The sequence below is a fragment of the Bradyrhizobium forestalis genome (genome assembly GCF_002795245.1).
Classification (GTDB): domain Bacteria; phylum Pseudomonadota; class Alphaproteobacteria; order Rhizobiales; family Xanthobacteraceae; genus Bradyrhizobium; species Bradyrhizobium forestalis.
Genome location: NZ_PGVG01000003.1, coordinates 186,898 through 202,409, shown reverse-complemented (window position 1 = coordinate 202,409; position 15,512 = coordinate 186,898). Strand labels below are relative to the sequence as shown.

Annotated in this window: 13 protein-coding genes; 6 read left to right on the top strand and 7 right to left on the bottom strand. The window is 65.7% G+C overall.

Translation table 11 applies throughout. From position 1 onward, the window contains the following. Positions 1-228: 228 nt before the first annotated feature. The 5 genes from CVM73_RS05310 to CVM73_RS05290 form a co-directional block, all read right to left on the bottom strand. A complete protein-coding gene (locus tag CVM73_RS05310; RefSeq protein WP_208639168.1) occupies positions 229-1,383 on the bottom strand; it encodes an ABC transporter substrate-binding protein in 1,155 nt (384 codons plus the stop codon). 76 nt (positions 1,384-1,459) lie between these two features. Further along, positions 1,460-2,647: a xanthine dehydrogenase family Fe-S subunit gene (locus tag CVM73_RS05305; RefSeq protein ID WP_100230954.1), complete on the bottom strand. Its 1,188-nt coding sequence runs from the start codon at positions 2,645-2,647 to the stop codon at positions 1,460-1,462. Then, positions 2,644-3,480 carry an FAD binding domain-containing protein gene (locus tag CVM73_RS05300; RefSeq protein WP_100230953.1) on the bottom strand — a complete coding sequence of 279 codons (837 nt, stop codon included), beginning with the start codon at positions 3,478-3,480 and terminating at the stop codon, positions 2,644-2,646. Before CVM73_RS05300 ends, CVM73_RS05305 begins: the two co-directional genes overlap by 4 nt. Next, positions 3,477-5,870 carry a xanthine dehydrogenase family protein molybdopterin-binding subunit gene (locus CVM73_RS05295; RefSeq protein WP_100230952.1) on the bottom strand — a complete coding sequence of 798 codons (2,394 nt, stop codon included), beginning with the start codon at positions 5,868-5,870 and terminating at the stop codon, positions 3,477-3,479. The genes CVM73_RS05300 and CVM73_RS05295 overlap by 4 nt, the downstream gene beginning before the upstream one ends. A gap of 9 nt (positions 5,871-5,879) precedes the next feature. After that, positions 5,880-7,157: an amidohydrolase/deacetylase family metallohydrolase gene (locus CVM73_RS05290; protein WP_100230951.1), complete on the bottom strand. Its 1,278-nt coding sequence runs from the start codon at positions 7,155-7,157 to the stop codon at positions 5,880-5,882. A 236-nt stretch (positions 7,158-7,393) separates the two neighbouring features. Here CVM73_RS05290 and CVM73_RS05285 point away from each other — a divergent pair, with 236 nt between their 5' ends. The 4 genes from CVM73_RS05285 to CVM73_RS05270 all read left to right on the top strand — a co-directional run bounded on the left by CVM73_RS05285 (position 7,394) and on the right by CVM73_RS05270 (position 11,040). Next, complete coding sequence (locus tag CVM73_RS05285) at positions 7,394-7,837, top strand: MarR family winged helix-turn-helix transcriptional regulator (RefSeq protein WP_167406642.1); 444 nt, start codon at positions 7,394-7,396, stop codon at positions 7,835-7,837. A gap of 265 nt (positions 7,838-8,102) precedes the next feature. After that, positions 8,103-9,521, top strand: a complete 1,419-nt coding sequence (locus tag CVM73_RS05280; RefSeq protein ID WP_167406641.1) for a cytosine permease — start codon at positions 8,103-8,105, stop codon at positions 9,519-9,521. A 234-nt stretch (positions 9,522-9,755) separates the two neighbouring features. Next, a complete protein-coding gene (locus CVM73_RS05275) occupies positions 9,756-9,992 on the top strand; it encodes a DUF3551 domain-containing protein (protein ID WP_100230949.1) in 237 nt (78 codons plus the stop codon). A 37-nt stretch (positions 9,993-10,029) separates the two neighbouring features. Then, positions 10,030-11,040: a patatin-like phospholipase family protein gene (locus CVM73_RS05270; protein ID WP_245452217.1), complete on the top strand. Its 1,011-nt coding sequence runs from the start codon at positions 10,030-10,032 to the stop codon at positions 11,038-11,040. A gap of 446 nt (positions 11,041-11,486) precedes the next feature. Here the strand turns inward: CVM73_RS05270 and CVM73_RS05265 are convergent, their stop codons facing one another. Beyond that, positions 11,487-13,796, bottom strand: coding sequence for a TonB-dependent receptor (locus tag CVM73_RS05265; protein WP_100230947.1), 2,310 nt, complete (start codon positions 13,794-13,796; stop codon positions 11,487-11,489). Between the two features lie 177 nt (positions 13,797-13,973). Between CVM73_RS05265 and CVM73_RS39645 the strand changes: the two genes are divergently transcribed. Then, a complete protein-coding gene (locus tag CVM73_RS39645) occupies positions 13,974-14,120 on the top strand; it encodes a hypothetical protein (protein ID WP_158237540.1) in 147 nt (48 codons plus the stop codon). A gap of 150 nt (positions 14,121-14,270) precedes the next feature. Then, positions 14,271-14,474: a hypothetical protein gene (locus CVM73_RS05260; RefSeq protein ID WP_245452216.1), complete on the top strand. Its 204-nt coding sequence runs from the start codon at positions 14,271-14,273 to the stop codon at positions 14,472-14,474. A gap of 28 nt (positions 14,475-14,502) precedes the next feature. Here CVM73_RS05260 and CVM73_RS05255 read toward each other — a convergent pair whose 3' ends face one another. Then, positions 14,503-15,504, bottom strand: a complete 1,002-nt coding sequence (locus tag CVM73_RS05255) for a formate dehydrogenase subunit gamma (protein ID WP_100231127.1) — start codon at positions 15,502-15,504, stop codon at positions 14,503-14,505. Between the last annotated feature and the right edge of the window lie 8 nt (positions 15,505-15,512).

Below are 15,512 nucleotides of genomic sequence, written 5' to 3'. Positions count from 1 at the left end.
GCCGGATGAGCTCGGCCTGCATGGTTCGAGACGCCCGCTTTGGCGGGCTCCTCACCATGAGGGTCTAATGTCTCGCCGCAAAACGCGACCTCATCCTGAGGGCCCGCCGCAGGCGGGCGTCTCGAAGGATGCGCCGCAGGCAAGCTGCCGGCCACATTCTTCTTCATATGCGATAGCCCTACATAGTGAGGCGAGGGCCGCGGTGCCCTCGCCTGTGACTGGCCGACACTAGAGCGTCTTCATCCCGACCTTGCCGTCGTTGATCTCGATGAGATAGACGTTCGGCTGGCTCTGCCCGCTCTCCTTGCCCTCGGGGCCGGACTTGCGGAACACGATGTCGCCGTTCAGCCCCTTGATGTTGATGTCCCAGAGCGCCGCCTTGATCGCGGCGGGCTCGGCCTTACCGGCCTTCTCGATCGCGGCCGCCGCGGTGCGGATGCCGTCATAGCCACGAAAACTCTCGGTGCAGCCGGCGAACTCGAAGCCGCGCTTCTTCCATTCCGTGATGAAATAATTGGTCGCTTCCGGGTTCGGCGTCTTGTCCGGGAACCAGGGCAGGAAGGTGGTCAGATGCATAGTGCCGTTGGCGGCGGCGCCCGCCTGGGCGATGATCTGGTCCGGATTCTGCGAGCCGCCGGTGGTGATGATGCGCTTCTTCAGGCCCAGCGCGGCGGCCTGCTTGAAGATCAGGGTGAGCTGATCCACCGCGGTCGTGACGATCACGGTCTCGGAATCCGAGCTCTTGATCTTGGAGAGCTGCGCGCTCATGTCCTGCGCGCCCTGGTCCATGGTCTCGACCAGGCCGATGCTGATGCCCTTGTCCTTCATCATCTTGCTGAAATCCTCGGCGGTGCCGCGGCCCCAGTCGTTGTTGATGACCAGGAAGTCGACCTTCTTCAGCGCGAGCTTGTCGACGATGCCCTTGAACGCCGCAGCCTCGACCGCCGAGGGCGGCGAGATGCGGAAGATGAAGGGATTGCCCGTCGTCGTGATCTTGCCGGAGGACGAGGTCTCCACCACCATCGGCGTCTCATATTCCATCAGCTTCGGCATCACCGCGAGCGTCAGGCTGGAGCCCCAGGCCCCCATCAGCACCGGCACCTTGTCGCTGGTGATGAGCTTTTCGGCGACGGCGGCCGCCTCGGTCGGATTGCTCTTGTTGTCCTCGATCACCAGCTCGATCTTCTTGCCCAGGATGCCGCCCTTGGCATTGATCTCGTCGGCGGCGATCTTGGCGCCGTTGACGACGTAAGTGCCTGACGCCGCGAACGCGCCGGTGAGCGGCTCGTTGACGCCGATCTTGATGGTCTGCGCCCCCGCGGCGCTGCCGAACAAGGCCGTCGCCAGCGCGATTGTCCCAACCAGTCCGAATGCTCGTGTCATGTTGTCTCTCCAAATCCCACGCTGTTGATGTCTAGGCAGTCCAGGCTTCGTCACTTTCCAATGTGCGAGCACACCGTCACCCCGCCCCGCTCCGGCGGCCAAGGATGCGGGCGATCCGTGCGCGCAGGACGTCTGATGCGATCGACCAGAAACTGAGCTCCGCCGGCGTCCCCGGCCCCGGCGGCACTCCGGCCATGTGACGATCGAGATTGGCGGCGAAGTCCGCGACCAGGCGCCGGGCGAGATCGCGCACAAGGCCGGGACGACCGACCTGGGCGAGCATTCCCGTGAGCGTGTAGCCGATCGACAGCTCGACGGCGGTCGCCGCGCCGCCTTCGAGCGGAAGCAGGCGATAACGGATCTCGCCTTGCGTCGCCGAATGGCTGCGCTGGTCGGTGCCGATGCCGACGATGCGCCCCGAGAGCGTCGCAGGATCGCGTTCGACGCGCGCCGCCCCCTCGAACGCCGCGGCGATCGGCCCGAGCCTGACGCGGATCAATCCTTCCACGCGCTCGGGCCTTGGCGGCGCCGTCAGCGAGACACCGGGAAGGCAGGCCGCGATGCCAGCGATATCGCCAAACATCGCGAACACTTTTGCGGGCGGGTGCGGCAGCGTGAAGCGCTGATCGAGCACGGTCGCCGGGGTGAAGTCGGCGATGCTGCCCGGCACGGCACTTTGCGATGCCGGAGCCAACGCCCGCTGCGCAGGCGGCGGCTCGCTGCGGCCGGGTGCAGCGCGACCCGACCCAACCGGGCCGAGGCTGGTCCGGCCGCCACCTGCCTGCGGCGCGACGTTGCGCGCGCGCCTCGCCTCGATCACGGACCGCACCGCGCGCACGATGCCGACATAGCCGGTACAGCGGCAGAGATTGCCGCTGAGGCCAACCCGGATGCGCCGCTCGTCGGCGTCGGGCAGACGCAGCACCAGGTCACGCGCAGAGACCAGCATGCCGGGGGTGCAATAGCCACATTGCAGGGCATGCTCCCGGGTGAAGGCGGCGCGCAGCTCGGTCGTGATCTCGTCCTCGTCGAGTCCCTCGATCGTCGTGACGTCGGCGCCCTCGCAGGCCGCCGCATAGGTGATGCAGGAACGCGCCGGCACGCCGTCGAGCAGCACGGTGCAGGCGCCGCAGACGCCATGCTCGCAGCCGAGATGCGTGCCGGTGAGGTCGAGCTTGTCGCGGACGAAATCGGCAAGGCTGGTGCGCGGCTCGGCCGCCAGCTCCACCGCACGCCGGTTGACGTTGAGGGCGATCGTCGTCATGCGGCGGCCTCCTGCACGGCACGCTTCAACACGCTGACGTGGATATGGCGCTGCGCAGCGTCGTCGATGCCGGCTCTTGCCAGGAGAGCGTCGGCAACGCGGGTATCGAAACGCTGCTTGTAGTCAGCGGCGATGCGCCCGCCGAACAACTCGGCCGCGTTCGTGACGACAATCGGCGCCGTGTCGATCGCACCGATCACGACGCGCGCCGAAGCGGCGGTGGGGTCAATCAGCGCCGCACCGATGGCATGGGCGAACTCGCCGGTCTTGCGGCAGCTCTTGGCGTAGCCCCAATGCGCCGACGCCGCGCGCATCGGCACATGGATCGCTTCGACGATCTCGCCGGCATGCAGCGCGGATTCCAGCGCACCGACGATGAAGGCTTCGATCGCCAGCGTGCGCGCACCGGCAAGGCTGCGCAGCGTCACCCACGCGCCCAGAGCCGCGAGCGCCGAGATCCAGTCCGCCGCGGGATCGGCATGGCTGAGCGAGCCGCCGATCGTGCCGCGGTTGCGCACCGCGCGATAGGCGATATTGGCCGCGACGCCACGCATGGCGCCACGGGTCACGTCAGCCGTGCGACCATCCTCGATATCGGCATGGGTGACCAGGGCGCCGAGCACGAGCTCGCCGCCGGAGACCTCGGCGCGCTTGAGCTCGGCGAGGCCGGCGATATCGACGATCAGTTCCGGCTGCACCAGCCGCAAATTGAGCATCGGCCCGAGCGACTGGCCGCCGGCGATGATCTTTGCCGATCCGCCGCTTGCCGCGAGCATCGACAGTGCTGCGTCGAGATCGCGCGGGCGTTCATATGCGAAGGGCGCCGGTTTCATGCCGCGCTCCTTTGGGCCGCGCGCGCGGCCAGCACGGCTGTGACGATCCGATGCGGCGTGATCGGCGACTGCATCAGCTCGACGCCGAGCGGGCGCAGCGCGTCGTTGACGGCGTTGGCGATTGCGGCCGGGGGCGCGATCGCACCGCCCTCGCCGATGCCCTTCACGCCGAACTGCGTATAGGGCGACGGCGTCTCCATGTGATCGAGACGCGCGGCCGGAACTTCGGTCGGTCCGGGCAGCAGATAGTCGGCGAGCGTCGTCGCCAGCGGCTGGCCGGAGGCGTCGAACGGCATTTCCTCGTAGAGCGCGGTGCCGATGCCCTGCGCGAGGCCGCCATAGATCTGACCGTCGACGACGAGCGGATTGACCAGCACGCCGCCGTCCTCGACGATGACATAGTCGAGGATCTCGACCTCGCCGAGATCAGGATCGACGGCGACCACCGCCGCATGCGCGGCATAGCTGAAGGTTCCGCTGTCGCGCACGGGCTTGTAGCCCTGCGTCACCTCCAGCCCGCCGGGATCGACATCGGCCGGCAGGTCCTGCGGGCGGCGATACCAGGTGTGGGCGATCGCCTTCAGGCTGACGCTGCCGTTGACGCCGCGCACCTCGCCGTTCTGCAACACAACGGAGGCCGGATCATGCTGCAACAGCTTTGCGCCGATGCGCCTTGCGCGCTCACCGAGCTCGCGGCAGGCGGTCGCGACCGCGCCGCCCGCCATCACCATCGAGCGCGAGCCCCAGGTGCCGGTCGAATAGGGCGTCATCGCAGTGTCACCGAGGATGATACGGACCTTGGCAACATCCACGCCGAGGATCTCATGCGCGACCTGGGCGAGCGTCGTCTCCATGCCCTGCCCGTGCGAATGCACGCCGACGCGGAGTTCGAGGCCGCCGTCCGGCGTCAGGCGCGCAGAGGCCTGCTCATGGCCCGGCACCATCGGGATGCCCCAGCCGGAATAGACCGAGGTGCCGTGCGCAGCCTGCTCGCAATAGATGGAGACGCCGACGCCGATGCGGCGGCCATTCGCCTCGCCCTGCTTTTGCCTCGCGCGGATGGCGTCGACGTCGATGGCGGCGAGCGCGCGGCGCATCGCTTCCGGATAATCGCCGCTGTCGAAATGCTTCTTGGTGATATTGTCGAACGGCATCTGGTCGGGGCGCACCAGATTGCGCAGCCGCACCTCGCCGGGCTCGAGCCCGGCCTCGGCCGCCACGAGATCGAGCATCAATTCCAGCGCAAAGCAGACGCCGGTGCGCGCAACGCCGCGATATGGCAAGATCGGGCATTTGTTGGTGGCGACCGAGAAGGTGCGGCAGCGATAGGCCGGCATCTTGTAGGGGCCAGGCAGGATGCTGGCGACCTGCGCGGCCTCTAAGCAGGCCGAGAACGGATAGGACGAATAGGCGCCGGAATCCACCGTCGCTTCGCAGTCGATCCCGCGCAAGCTGCCGTCATGGTCGGCATAGACCGTGATCTTGTAATGGTGCTCGCGACAATTGGAGCTGGCGACGAGATGCTCGCGGCGATCCTCGATCCAGCGCACCGGATGGCCGCAGCGCATGGTCAGCCAGGACAGGCAGACCTCTTCGGGCAGCAGAATGCCCTTGTGGCCAAAACCACCGCCGACATCGGGCGAGATCACGCGGATCTGGCCCTCCTCCATGCCGAGACATTCGGCAAGACCGCTGCGCGTGATGTGCGGCATCTGCGCGGCGGAATGCAGCGTGAGCTGGTCGAGCCTCTTGTCGAAGGTCGCGACCACGCCGCGGCCTTCAAGCGGCGACATGCATTGCCGCGCGGTCGAGATCTCGCGCGTCACCTTGATCGGCGCATCGCGCGCGGTGGAAATGTCGACCTCGTAATTGGTCTCGAGGAAGACGTTGTCGCCCCAATGCTCGTGCACCAGCACTGAACCCGGCTCGCGCGCCTTCAGCATGTCGGTGACCGCGGGCAGCTCCTCCAGATCGAGCGTCACGGACGCCGCGATGTCCTCGGCCTCGGCGCGCGTCGGCGCGAGGCACATCGCGACGAGCTCGCCGACCTGGCGCACCTTGCCGGTCGCCAGCACCGGCTGCTCGGAAATCTTGAAGCCAGGGAGCCCCGAGACCGCGCGGATCGGCTTGATGCCGACGAGATCGGCCGCCGTGAACACACTGCCGCGATAGCGCTCCGGCACGTGGATGCCGCGGATGCGCGCGTGTGCCAGCGGGCTGCGCACGAAGGCAACGTCCTGAAGGCCGGCGAGCCTGACGTCGCCGACATACTGGCCGCGGCCGCGCATCAGCCGGTCGTCCTCCTTCCGCGGCAGCCGCGCGCCCACGCCCTGCCCGCGTCTGCCCGAAGGAAATTCTCGCTCGTTGCGCAACTCCGCGTTCTCCTTCACCGCCCGGCCTTATGCCGCGACGGCTTGCGGCAGGATCGGCGCGACCGCATCGAAGCGCGTGCCGGCGCGCAGGCAGAAGGCCGGCTGCAGCAGGCGCCCGGCGATCACCTCGTTCTTTTCGTTGTCCTTGAGGACGAAGCGGCCGTTCTGCTCCGAGAGCACGGAGACGTCGGCATCCATGCCGACCCTGAGCGCGCCGATCTCGCCGCTGCGGCCGAGCATCTTTGCAGGGTTAGAGGTGACCATCGGCACCACCTGCTCCAGCGACAGCCCGAGCGCCATCATCGAGCTCATCGCCTGCACAAGGCTGAACTTGGCTTGTCCTGCGAACGGATGGTTCTCGTCGTCCTCATGCTGGTCGGGCGTTCCGGCCGGCGCCGGCACATGGGTGTTGTAGCCGTGGATGTCGGCGCCGAGCGTGGTCGGAATGATGCCGGCGGCGATCGCTTTCTTCGCGAGCCGGTAGGAGAAATGGCTGCCGTGACCGACATCGACTTTCAGGCCGCGATCGAGCGCCGCCTGGATCACCGGATGCACCTCGCCCTCGCGATTGACGAAGCCGCCGGGATGGCGCGTGAAGGGATGGGCGAGGATGTCGCCCTCGCGCAGCAGCGGGATCACGCGCGTCAAGATCGTGTCGGCATCTTCGCCGTTGGCGCCGCTCTCGGGCAGGCCCCAGAGCTGGCCGAAATGCACATAGACCGGCAGATCGGCGCGCTTGCCGATCCCCGCCGCCATCTCGATGACGCGAATCCCCCAGCGCGCGAAACCGCCGATCTCGGCATGGGCCTTGATGCCGCGCACGAGATCGAGATTGGCCGTCGCCGCCTTGACGGTCGCATCGATGTCGACGCCATCGGGGCTGTAGAGCTGCGGATAGAAATGTCCCTCGAGCCCGCCGACGAGATAGGCTGATAGGAAGGCATAGACGCGCGAAGCTGAGGCCTCCGCTATGAAATGACGGAAGCCCGGCAGCGTCATGCAGGACGGGCCACCCTGATCGACCAGCGTCGTCACGCCGGACTGCACGCCGACCATGTCGGGGTTCATGCCGAAGCGTCCGGAGACGTATTGATAGACATGCGCGTGGGTGTCGATCAGCCCCGGCAGCACCAGCTTGCCGCTGACGTCGACGACCTCCTTCGCGCTGGTCGGCAGGATGTCCGCTGCGACAGCCGCGATCTTGCCGTTGCGGACAGCGACGTCCTTGAGGCCGTCAACGCCGGAAGCCGGGCAGATCACGCGACCGCCTCGCAGCAGAAGGTCGAAGCTGGCAGTGACGGACATGCGGCTCTCCTCTATTGGGCATGGGCGGTTGCCTCCGCCCTCGAATTACGAAGCATGCTTCGCATTTGGATACGAAGTATGCTTCGTATTTTGACAAAAGCAAGCATCATGCCATGATCTGGACGGTGGCGGGCGCACTCGAATCGAGCTAAGCGCGGCAGGGTTTCGGGTTGGGAGAGCGTGCATTGCGGCAAGCACAGAAGCGACGCGGCGGGGGCAAGCACCGCCCCTGGCCATTGTCGGAACGGCCCGGCTATCTGATCCGCCGGCTACACCAGATTCACGTCGCGCTGTTTCAGGACGCCTGCGGCGCATTCGAGGTCACGCCGCTGCAATACAGCCTGCTCTCGGCGCTGGCGGTGCGCGAAACCGCCGATCAGACCACTTTGGCGGCCGATATCGCGCTGGATCGCACCACGACGACCGGCGCATTGAAGCGGCTCGCCGCACGGAACCTGGTCGAGCGCGCCGTGAACAAGGACGACCGCCGCGCGCGACTGTGCCGCCTGACCCCGGCCGGCGCCGCGCTGCTGGTCAAGATCGAGGGCGCGGCACGGCGGGCGCATCGTGCGACGCTCGGCGATTTGAGCCAGCGGGAACAGGCACTCTTCATCGAGATGATGCAGCGCATCGTGGCCGGCAACCCCAGTCGCGACAGTTCCGCTGCCCTGTTCGACTAGACGCGCCTGCTGCGCTTTTGAGTTGGGCTGCTCAATTTATCATCGTACCGCTGCCCGCGCGTGCAACGTCCACCGCCTCTCGCCGGCACGTCGGACGTGCTGCGGCGAGCCGGGGCGTGAGATCGGTCAGCGCTTGAAAACGCAGTCGCAATCCGGCGCGACGCGCGCGACCGCCGGCTTTGGCCCGCCTGCTCGATTGCTCCGCAATTCAATGGCACGATTTATGCTGCGACGATGCGCAGCGTGCTTCGTATTGGGGGATGTCATGACGGATTCCGAACTTCGCGCTGATATTCACAGCATCGAGCCAATTCCCGACGCTGACCGGGACTCGACCGGGCCGCAGCAGATGTGGATCTGGGCCGGCGCCAACATCGCGCCGGTCAACTGGGCGCTCGGCGCCCTCGGCATCATCCTCAAGCTCGGCCTGATGGAGACGATCGCGGTCATCGTGCTTGGCAACATCGTGGGCTGCGCGATCTTCGCGACCTTCACGGTGATGGGACACAAGACCGGCGTCAACCAGATGGTGCTGAGCCGGTCCGCCTTCGGCGTCCGCGGCGCCTATCTGCCCAGCATCCTGATGTTCCTGATGACGCTGGGCTGGATCGGCGTCAACACCTATTTCCCGGTGAAGGTCTCGATGGGCATCCTCGGCCAGTTCGGCGTGCCCGACACCTGGCTGATCGAGCTCGTCGTCATCACGCTGGTGATGGCAGTGCAAGTGCTGATCGGGATCTACGGCTTCTACGCGATCCGCACCTTCGAGAAATACACGGTGCCGCCGACCATCGCCATCATGGTGCTGATGAGCGTGCTGGCCTGGACGCGCCCCGGCGTCGTTAACTGGAGCCTCACGACCTCGCTGCCATCAGGCGCGCATCTTGCGATGCTAACCTTGCTGATGACCGCGATCGGCGTCGGCTGGGGCATCTCCTGGGTCACCTGGGCCTCCGACTATTCGCGCTTCGTGCCGAAAAGCACGCCGTCGAAATCCGTGTTCTGGTACAGCTATGTCGGCATGTTCGTGCCGACGGTGTGGCTCGGCATCTTAGGTGCGACCATCGCCTCGACGACGCTGGACACCGATCCTGCCAAGATGGTGAGCGCGGTGTTCGGCGGGCCGGTCAGCATCCTCGTGCTGTTGATGGTGCTGCACGGCCCGATCGCCACCAACATCCTCAACGTCTATTCGGCGACGCTGGCGGCGCTGAGCGCGGGGCTGAAGTTCTCGCGCTTCTGGCTCACCGTCATCGTCGGCGTCGCCGGCTATCTGGTCACCCTCTACTTCATCTTCGCGCCGTCCTTTGCCAAGGCGTTCGACAACTGGATGATCAGCCTCCTGCTGTGGATGAGCCCGTGGGCCGGCGTGGTGCTCGCCGACTTCTTCATCAAGCGCAAGGGCAGGATCGACGTCGCCGAGCTCTACCGCTCGCCTGAGACCAGCGCCTATGGCGACATCAACTGGGCCGGCATGATCGCGTTCTTCACGGGCCTTGTCGCCGGTTGGCTGGTCGAGGACGGCCTGGTCGGCGCGCTGCAGGGACCGATCTCGATCAACCTGCTGGGCGGCGCCGATCTGAGCTGGCTGTTCGGGATCGGCGTTTCGGGCCTCGTCTACCTTGGGCTCGGCAAGTTCGCGACCTCCCCCTCACAGGTGGTCGCGAGCAGTGCCGGCAGGTAGCGGCAGGGCGCAGACCTCGTCCCGCGATCAGTCCTTCCACCCTCTCCCCGACCCTCTCCCGCAAGCGGGAGAGGGAGCGCGCCTCCGTTGTTGCAGCAATCAAGCCTCATTTCATCCCGCTTTAGATCATCCGCTGCCCGCTCGCGATTAGCGCTCGCCTCGGCTGGCGGGGCACGCGCGCGTTTGGAACACCGCGTCACGAGCCGCGTTCAATGTCGAGATCGGAGATTTGAGATGAAGTATCGATTGCTCACTGCTACCGCCGCTCTCGCGATCATGGCCGGCTTCGCCTCCTCGAGCGCCGCGGCCGCGCAGGATCGCTATTGCCTGCAGGGCCGGATCTGGGGCTATCCGGGCAACTGCCAGTTCGCCAGCTACGGTCAGTGCATGGCGAGCGCATCGGGAACGAACGCCTATTGCGGTATCAATCCCCGCCATGCCTATGCACGCCGTTACAGGGGATACCGGTGATCAGCCCCGGCCTCCACGCTGGCAAATGGCGTCCGTCTTGACTGACCGTGCAGCCGAGCCGGGCGGCGCGACGGCAGCAGAGCGCCCCCTCACCGCCATCGCGTTCTCCGGTGGTCTCGGCCTCGGCGCGTATCATGGCGGTGTGTTTGAAGCACTCACCTCTCTTTTGTTGCCGGTCGACTGGGTGACAGGTTCATCGGCAGGGGCCATCACCGCCGCACTGATCGCGGGGAGCCCGAGCGCCGATCGGCTGCGCAATTTGCGCAACTACTGGCATGCGCCAAGCAGTCCAGCCGGAGTGCCGAACGCGGGCCGCCATACGTTCGCCTGGCTGAGCTCGATCAACACGCGCGTGCTGGGTCATCAGGGCTTCTTCCATCCCCGCCTCCCGATTCCGGCATCTCACTTCGGCGGCCTTTACGATCTCGGCCCGACCCGCGAACGCCTTCAGCACTTGATCGATTTCGGACGTCTGAACGGCGGCGATCCACGCATCACGATCTGCGCCACGGACGTCGAAAGCGGCGATGCCGTGCTGTTCGACTCCTCGTCAGAGCGGATAGAAATGGACCACATCCTGGCCAGCTGCGGCTTCCTCCCTGAATTCGCTCCGGTGCAGATCGCCGGGCGCTGGCTCGGCGATGGCGGGTTCTCGCTGAACGCGCCATTCGACCCGATCCTCGAAACTGCGGGCCCGCTCCGCCTCTATGTCATCGATCTCTTTCCGCGCGACGGCAAGGTCCCTAACGGGCTCGAGGCCGCGGCCGAGCGCAGGAGCGACCTGACCTTCGGCAACCAGACCTTCCAGCGCCTTGGCTACGCCCTGGAAGCCCGTCAGCTCCGCGCCGAGCTTCAGGACCTCGATTACGACGACGAGGTCTATTTGCTGAGCTACCGCCCGGGCCGCGAGGAAGCAGGCCCCGAAAAATCCTTCGATCTGTCGGACGAGGCGATGGCGCAGCGCTGGCGCGCCGGCTTTCTGGACATGCAATATGCCGCAAGCCTGACCCCGGTCCCGAACGAGATCTGCAGCGTGCGACGGCCTTAGCGATGTCTCTCAGCCTCCTGCAGGACCTCAGGGCTATCGCATATGACTCGTGGCGGCAGCCTGCGCGCACGCCTCGTCCTTCGAGACGGCGCTGACGCGCCTCCTCACGATGAGGCTGATCGGCGTCAGTGCCCGTTGAAACTATTGCCGCGCACTCCGCCCTCATCCTGAGGCGCCCGCCTCAAGCGGGCGTCTCGAAGGATGGCTGCAGAGAGCAGCGGCCCGCTTCGATCTTCGATCCAGTTCAAGCGTCGCTTCCCTGCACTGAATCGGCCTCCCCGCTGCGCTTCGAAGTCCTGCCGAAGGACGATCCCAAGCGACGCTCCGCGCAGGTCGCGTCATCCAGCACGCGACCGGCTGACGATGTCCGATCAGCCGTGACGGCCGATCATTCGGTGGGTGCCCAGCAGCAGAGCGCTCGCGCAGGGTACGCGACCTGACCAAACCTAGAACGTCCCGGCCACAGTGACCCGGAACGTCAGCGGCTCCACCGGATGCAACACGTAGTCCATCACGCCGTTCCGACAGACTGCCGCTGGCGCGGCGCCTGATGTGCAGAGATTGTAGAGCGTGTCGGTCCTGAGCAGCGAGCCATAAGCATAGGTGATCTGGTTCGCCTTGGTGTTGAAGAGGTTGAGCACGTCGAGCTGAAGGCGCCAGCCGTTGTCGATGCGATAGCCGAGGCGGCCGTTGAAGATGCTGGTCGCAGAGGAGCGGAACGCATTGTCCTCGGTCAGGGGGCTCGAGGCCAGATAGCGCCAGCGCAAGGTTCCGAACCAGCCGGTCTTCTCGCCCACCGTGACGCCGGCTGATGCTACCATCGCCGGGGCGTTCGGAATGTAGTTGCCGGGCGCATTGCCGATCTGCGCCTCGGGATAGCCGGCGAGCGAGGCATAGACCTCCGCCTGCTCGCTGTCATAGCCGCGAAAGCGCGCATGCGTCATTGCAAGATCCGCGTCGATGTCGAGCCAGGGCGATGGCCGGTAATGATTGGTCCACTCGAAGCCGTAGCGGCGGCTGGCGCGGGTTGCCGAGGTATCGCCGGCATCGCCGGAAAACAGGATCTCGGAATCCTGATCCAGGATGAAGAGGCTGAAAGAGGTGTCGAGGCCGGGAACGACCCTGCTGCGAACACCGACCTCCGCGCCTCTGGTGCGCACCAGGAGCGGCGACGGCGTGAGCCTTGTCGCGGGATCGGCGGGGTCTTCCGTCGTGGTCGCGCCGCGGGCATCGTTTGAGTGCATGCCGTAGCCGGCACCGAGGAAGAATTCGGTCTGGTTGAACGGACCAAGCACCATCCTGAATTTCGGACTGCCGAGCGCGGCTTCGGCGCGGCCGGAATTGGCGGCGTTGAACGGAGAAGTGACGTCAGCGGCGTAATAATCGCCGCGCCAGCCCACCGTCGTCCTGAGCCGGTCGGTCCAGCGCACCGTGTTTTCGGCATAAACCCCGACGCTGCCCTCGCCGACCTTGTCGCTGCGGATATTGGCGCGGAAGCCGCGCTGGAAAGTGTTGGTGAGCGCGAGGTCGATCGCATCGTAACGCGATTGCAGACCGAAGGTGATCTGCATCGGAAGGCCGGCAAACGAGCCGCTCAGCGTGCGCGAGACGTTGGCGCCCGCCATCAGGCGGTCGTCGTGCTGGTGGAACTGGTCGCCCAGCACGGGATCGTCGAGAAAGTAGGTGAAGTTGTTGAAGAGGTCGAGCTGGCTCTTCACCACATAGGCGTTGGCTTTCCACACCCCCACATCGTCGGTCTGCGCGATGCGGCCGGAGAGCGCGAAACGGTTGGCGTTGCCACCGTCGCTCGGGTCTTCCGAACCGTACCGGTCGAGCAGGCCGCTGGTGATGGCGCGCTGCGGCACCTGGTCGGTCGAACTCCATGTGTTGACGTAGGCCATGCCGGTGACGGATGCGCCGTCGGTCGCGGTGCCCTGGCTGTAGCGCACGAGGCCGTTGAGCTTTCGCACATCGTCCGGATTGTCCCACGGGCCATTGTAGGTACCAACTTCGCCGGCCACCAGCAGCGAACCGCCACCGAGCTTCGCCGAATCCATGCCGAGCAGGCGGCGGTAACCAAAGCTGCCGGCGCTGACCTGCGCTAGTCTCCTGGTGCGGTCGATCAGGCCGATATGAACGCTTCCGACCGAGGCGAAATCGCCTTCGTCGGCGAAGTAAGGTCCCTTGCGCACGTCCATTGCGGCGACGGTTTCCGGGATCAGCCAGTTGAGATCAGCATAGCCCTGGCCATGCGCGTGGGTGCGCATGTTGACGGGGACGCCGTCGACCATGATCGCAAGATCCGTGCCGTGGTCGAGATTATAGCCGCGCAAGAAATACTGGTTGGCTTTGCCCTCGCCGGAATGCTGCGTCACGATCAGACCCGGCACGGCTTCGAGCACCTCACCCGGCCGCGAGATCGGGCGCGCGTTGATCTCGTCGCGGAAGACGGTGATCTCGCTGGCCATGCTTGCCTCGCCCTTTGCACCCGAGCCGGCACTGCGTGCATCCGGAGCCTGCGTCATTGCTGGATACACGAAGATGCGGCGACCGGCCGGGGGTCTGCCGGTGCCTCGCGATGCGACCGGCGTTTTACGCCCTGGCGCCTCGCCACCACTGACCTGGACCGGCGGCAGTTCGCGTGAGGCGCTAGTGCTCTGCGCGACGGCGCGGCCGTCATCTGCGAGCAGCACCAAGGCCGAGAGTGCCGTCAGCGCGCCGCCACGACGGCCGGGCTCAGGCCGCCTCGGTCGCATCGGCGCATTCCAGCATCACCATCGTTGCGGGCTCGACCGCCCGCAAACTCCGCCTCGCAACTCGCTCCATCCGCCCGCCCCTCAGTATGAGGTTTATCAATATTTCTCATACTGACAAGAGCAAGAGCTGGACCACTTCGGCATGACGGCTGAAAAGCCGTCATGAGCGGAAGCCAAATGGCTGCTCTCATGGAAGAATTCCAGCCCAGCCCATCACGACGCTGGAGCGGGATGCGGCGCTCATATTGGCAAGCAGATATTCACCGCGGCAACGAAGTTGACGGCCGGCAGGAAATCGCGGACATGCGCGGCGCCATCGGATGAATCGCCTGTTGATGCCGCAAGTGCCGGCTGCTCCAAGAACAGGCTCCGTCTCAACGGCCGTGGAACCTGTCGCTGTGAAGTGGCTCACATCCGACAAGACATTTCGGATGTATTCGTCATGCCGGGTGGAGATGGCAGACGGAGATGCGCATGAAACGCCTCATGCTCTCGCTCATTGCAGCCATGCTTCTCGCCGGTGCGGCCAGCAACGTGTTCAGGTCGCATGCAGTGCTCCATTCCGGTCAGCACGGCATGGCATCCATTCAAGACATGCAGACAGGCCAGGCGAACAAGCTTCCCGAGCAGGAGCTGCAGGACCGCTCCGTCCTGTTTGCGAAAGAGCCGGCTCGGTAGGTCGGAGCCTCCGCGTAGGTGCTCCGCCTTATTCGGCCGCCGCGGTTGCGGGTTGCGGCTGTCCGTCGTTCGGTCCCGTTCGCGCCTTCTGCTGATCGAGCCAGAGGCTGTGGTGCTCGCGGGCCCAGTTGACGTCGACTTCGCCCGTGCCCATGGCCTCGAACGCGCCTTCCATGCCGATGGTGCCGATATAGATGTGCGCGATCATCGCCGCGACGAACAGGACCGCCACGATCGAGTGGACGATCTGGGCCATTTGCATGCCCTCGATTCCCGTGCCGTAGAACGGGAACATGAGCGCATAGCCGGACGCTGCGACCAGTCCGCCGCCGATCACGACGATCCAGTAGATCATCTTCTGGCCGGCATTGAAGCGGTAGGCCGGCGGATGATCATGTCCGATCAGGCCGCCGCCACGCTTCGCCCATTCGATATCCACCTTGCTCGGGATATTGCCGGCGATCCACATCAGGAAGATCAGGAGGACGCCGATGGTGAACGGGAAGCTCAGATAGTTGTGGGCGTACTTTCCCCATTGCGACCATTCCGAGAAAGCCTCGAAGCCGATCAGCGGCAGCAGCAACGGCCGGCCGAACGTGATGTTCAGCCCGGATATGGCAAGGACGATGAAGCAGGTTGCCGTCAGCCAATGCACGAACCGCTCGAACCCGTTGAAGCGCACGATGGTGCGGCCCGACCGTCCGGCTTCGAGACGCACCATCCCGACGGTAAGATAGAAGATCACGATGGCCGCGATCATGCCGAGGATGGCAATGCCGCCGATCCAACGCAGCGTCACATTGCGGAATTCCCGCCACTCCCGCCCCTGCGGCTGCTCGAGCACGCCGGAGCGCTGATCGGGAATGCTGACGCGGCCCTGGATCCGGTTGAGCTCCTGCAGAAGCTGCTGCTCCTTGACCGAGCTTGCGGTCGGATTGACCTGTTGAGCACTCGCGGGCACCGCCGTCACCAAAAGAAGCAGCGCCCAGGCGCCCAGCGCCAGACGAATGAACCTTCCAAACGACGCCATCACGTCCT

What these genes read in the sequence shown, in the direction of transcription:
- CVM73_RS05280 (WP_167406641.1), top strand. Translation starts at nt 8,103, where the DNA reads ATGACGGATTCCGAACTTCGCGCTGATATTCACAGCATCGAGCCAATT.
- CVM73_RS39645 (WP_158237540.1), top strand. Translation starts at nt 13,974, where the DNA reads ATGGCTGCTCTCATGGAAGAATTCCAGCCCAGCCCATCACGACGCTGG.
- CVM73_RS05290 (WP_100230951.1), bottom strand. Translation starts at nt 7,157, where the DNA reads ATGTCCGTCACTGCCAGCTTCGACCTTCTGCTGCGAGGCGGTCGCGTG.
- CVM73_RS05260 (WP_245452216.1), top strand. Translation starts at nt 14,271, where the DNA reads ATGAAACGCCTCATGCTCTCGCTCATTGCAGCCATGCTTCTCGCCGGT.
- CVM73_RS05275 (WP_100230949.1), top strand. Translation starts at nt 9,756, where the DNA reads ATGAAGTATCGATTGCTCACTGCTACCGCCGCTCTCGCGATCATGGCC.
- CVM73_RS05255 (WP_100231127.1), bottom strand. Translation starts at nt 15,504, where the DNA reads ATGGCGTCGTTTGGAAGGTTCATTCGTCTGGCGCTGGGCGCCTGGGCG.
- CVM73_RS05305 (WP_100230954.1), bottom strand. Translation starts at nt 2,647, where the DNA reads ATGACGACGATCGCCCTCAACGTCAACCGGCGTGCGGTGGAGCTGGCG.
- CVM73_RS05300 (WP_100230953.1), bottom strand. Translation starts at nt 3,480, where the DNA reads ATGAAACCGGCGCCCTTCGCATATGAACGCCCGCGCGATCTCGACGCA.
- CVM73_RS05265 (WP_100230947.1), bottom strand. Translation starts at nt 13,796, where the DNA reads ATGCGACCGAGGCGGCCTGAGCCCGGCCGTCGTGGCGGCGCGCTGACG.
- CVM73_RS05310 (WP_208639168.1), bottom strand. Translation starts at nt 1,383, where the DNA reads ATGACACGAGCATTCGGACTGGTTGGGACAATCGCGCTGGCGACGGCC.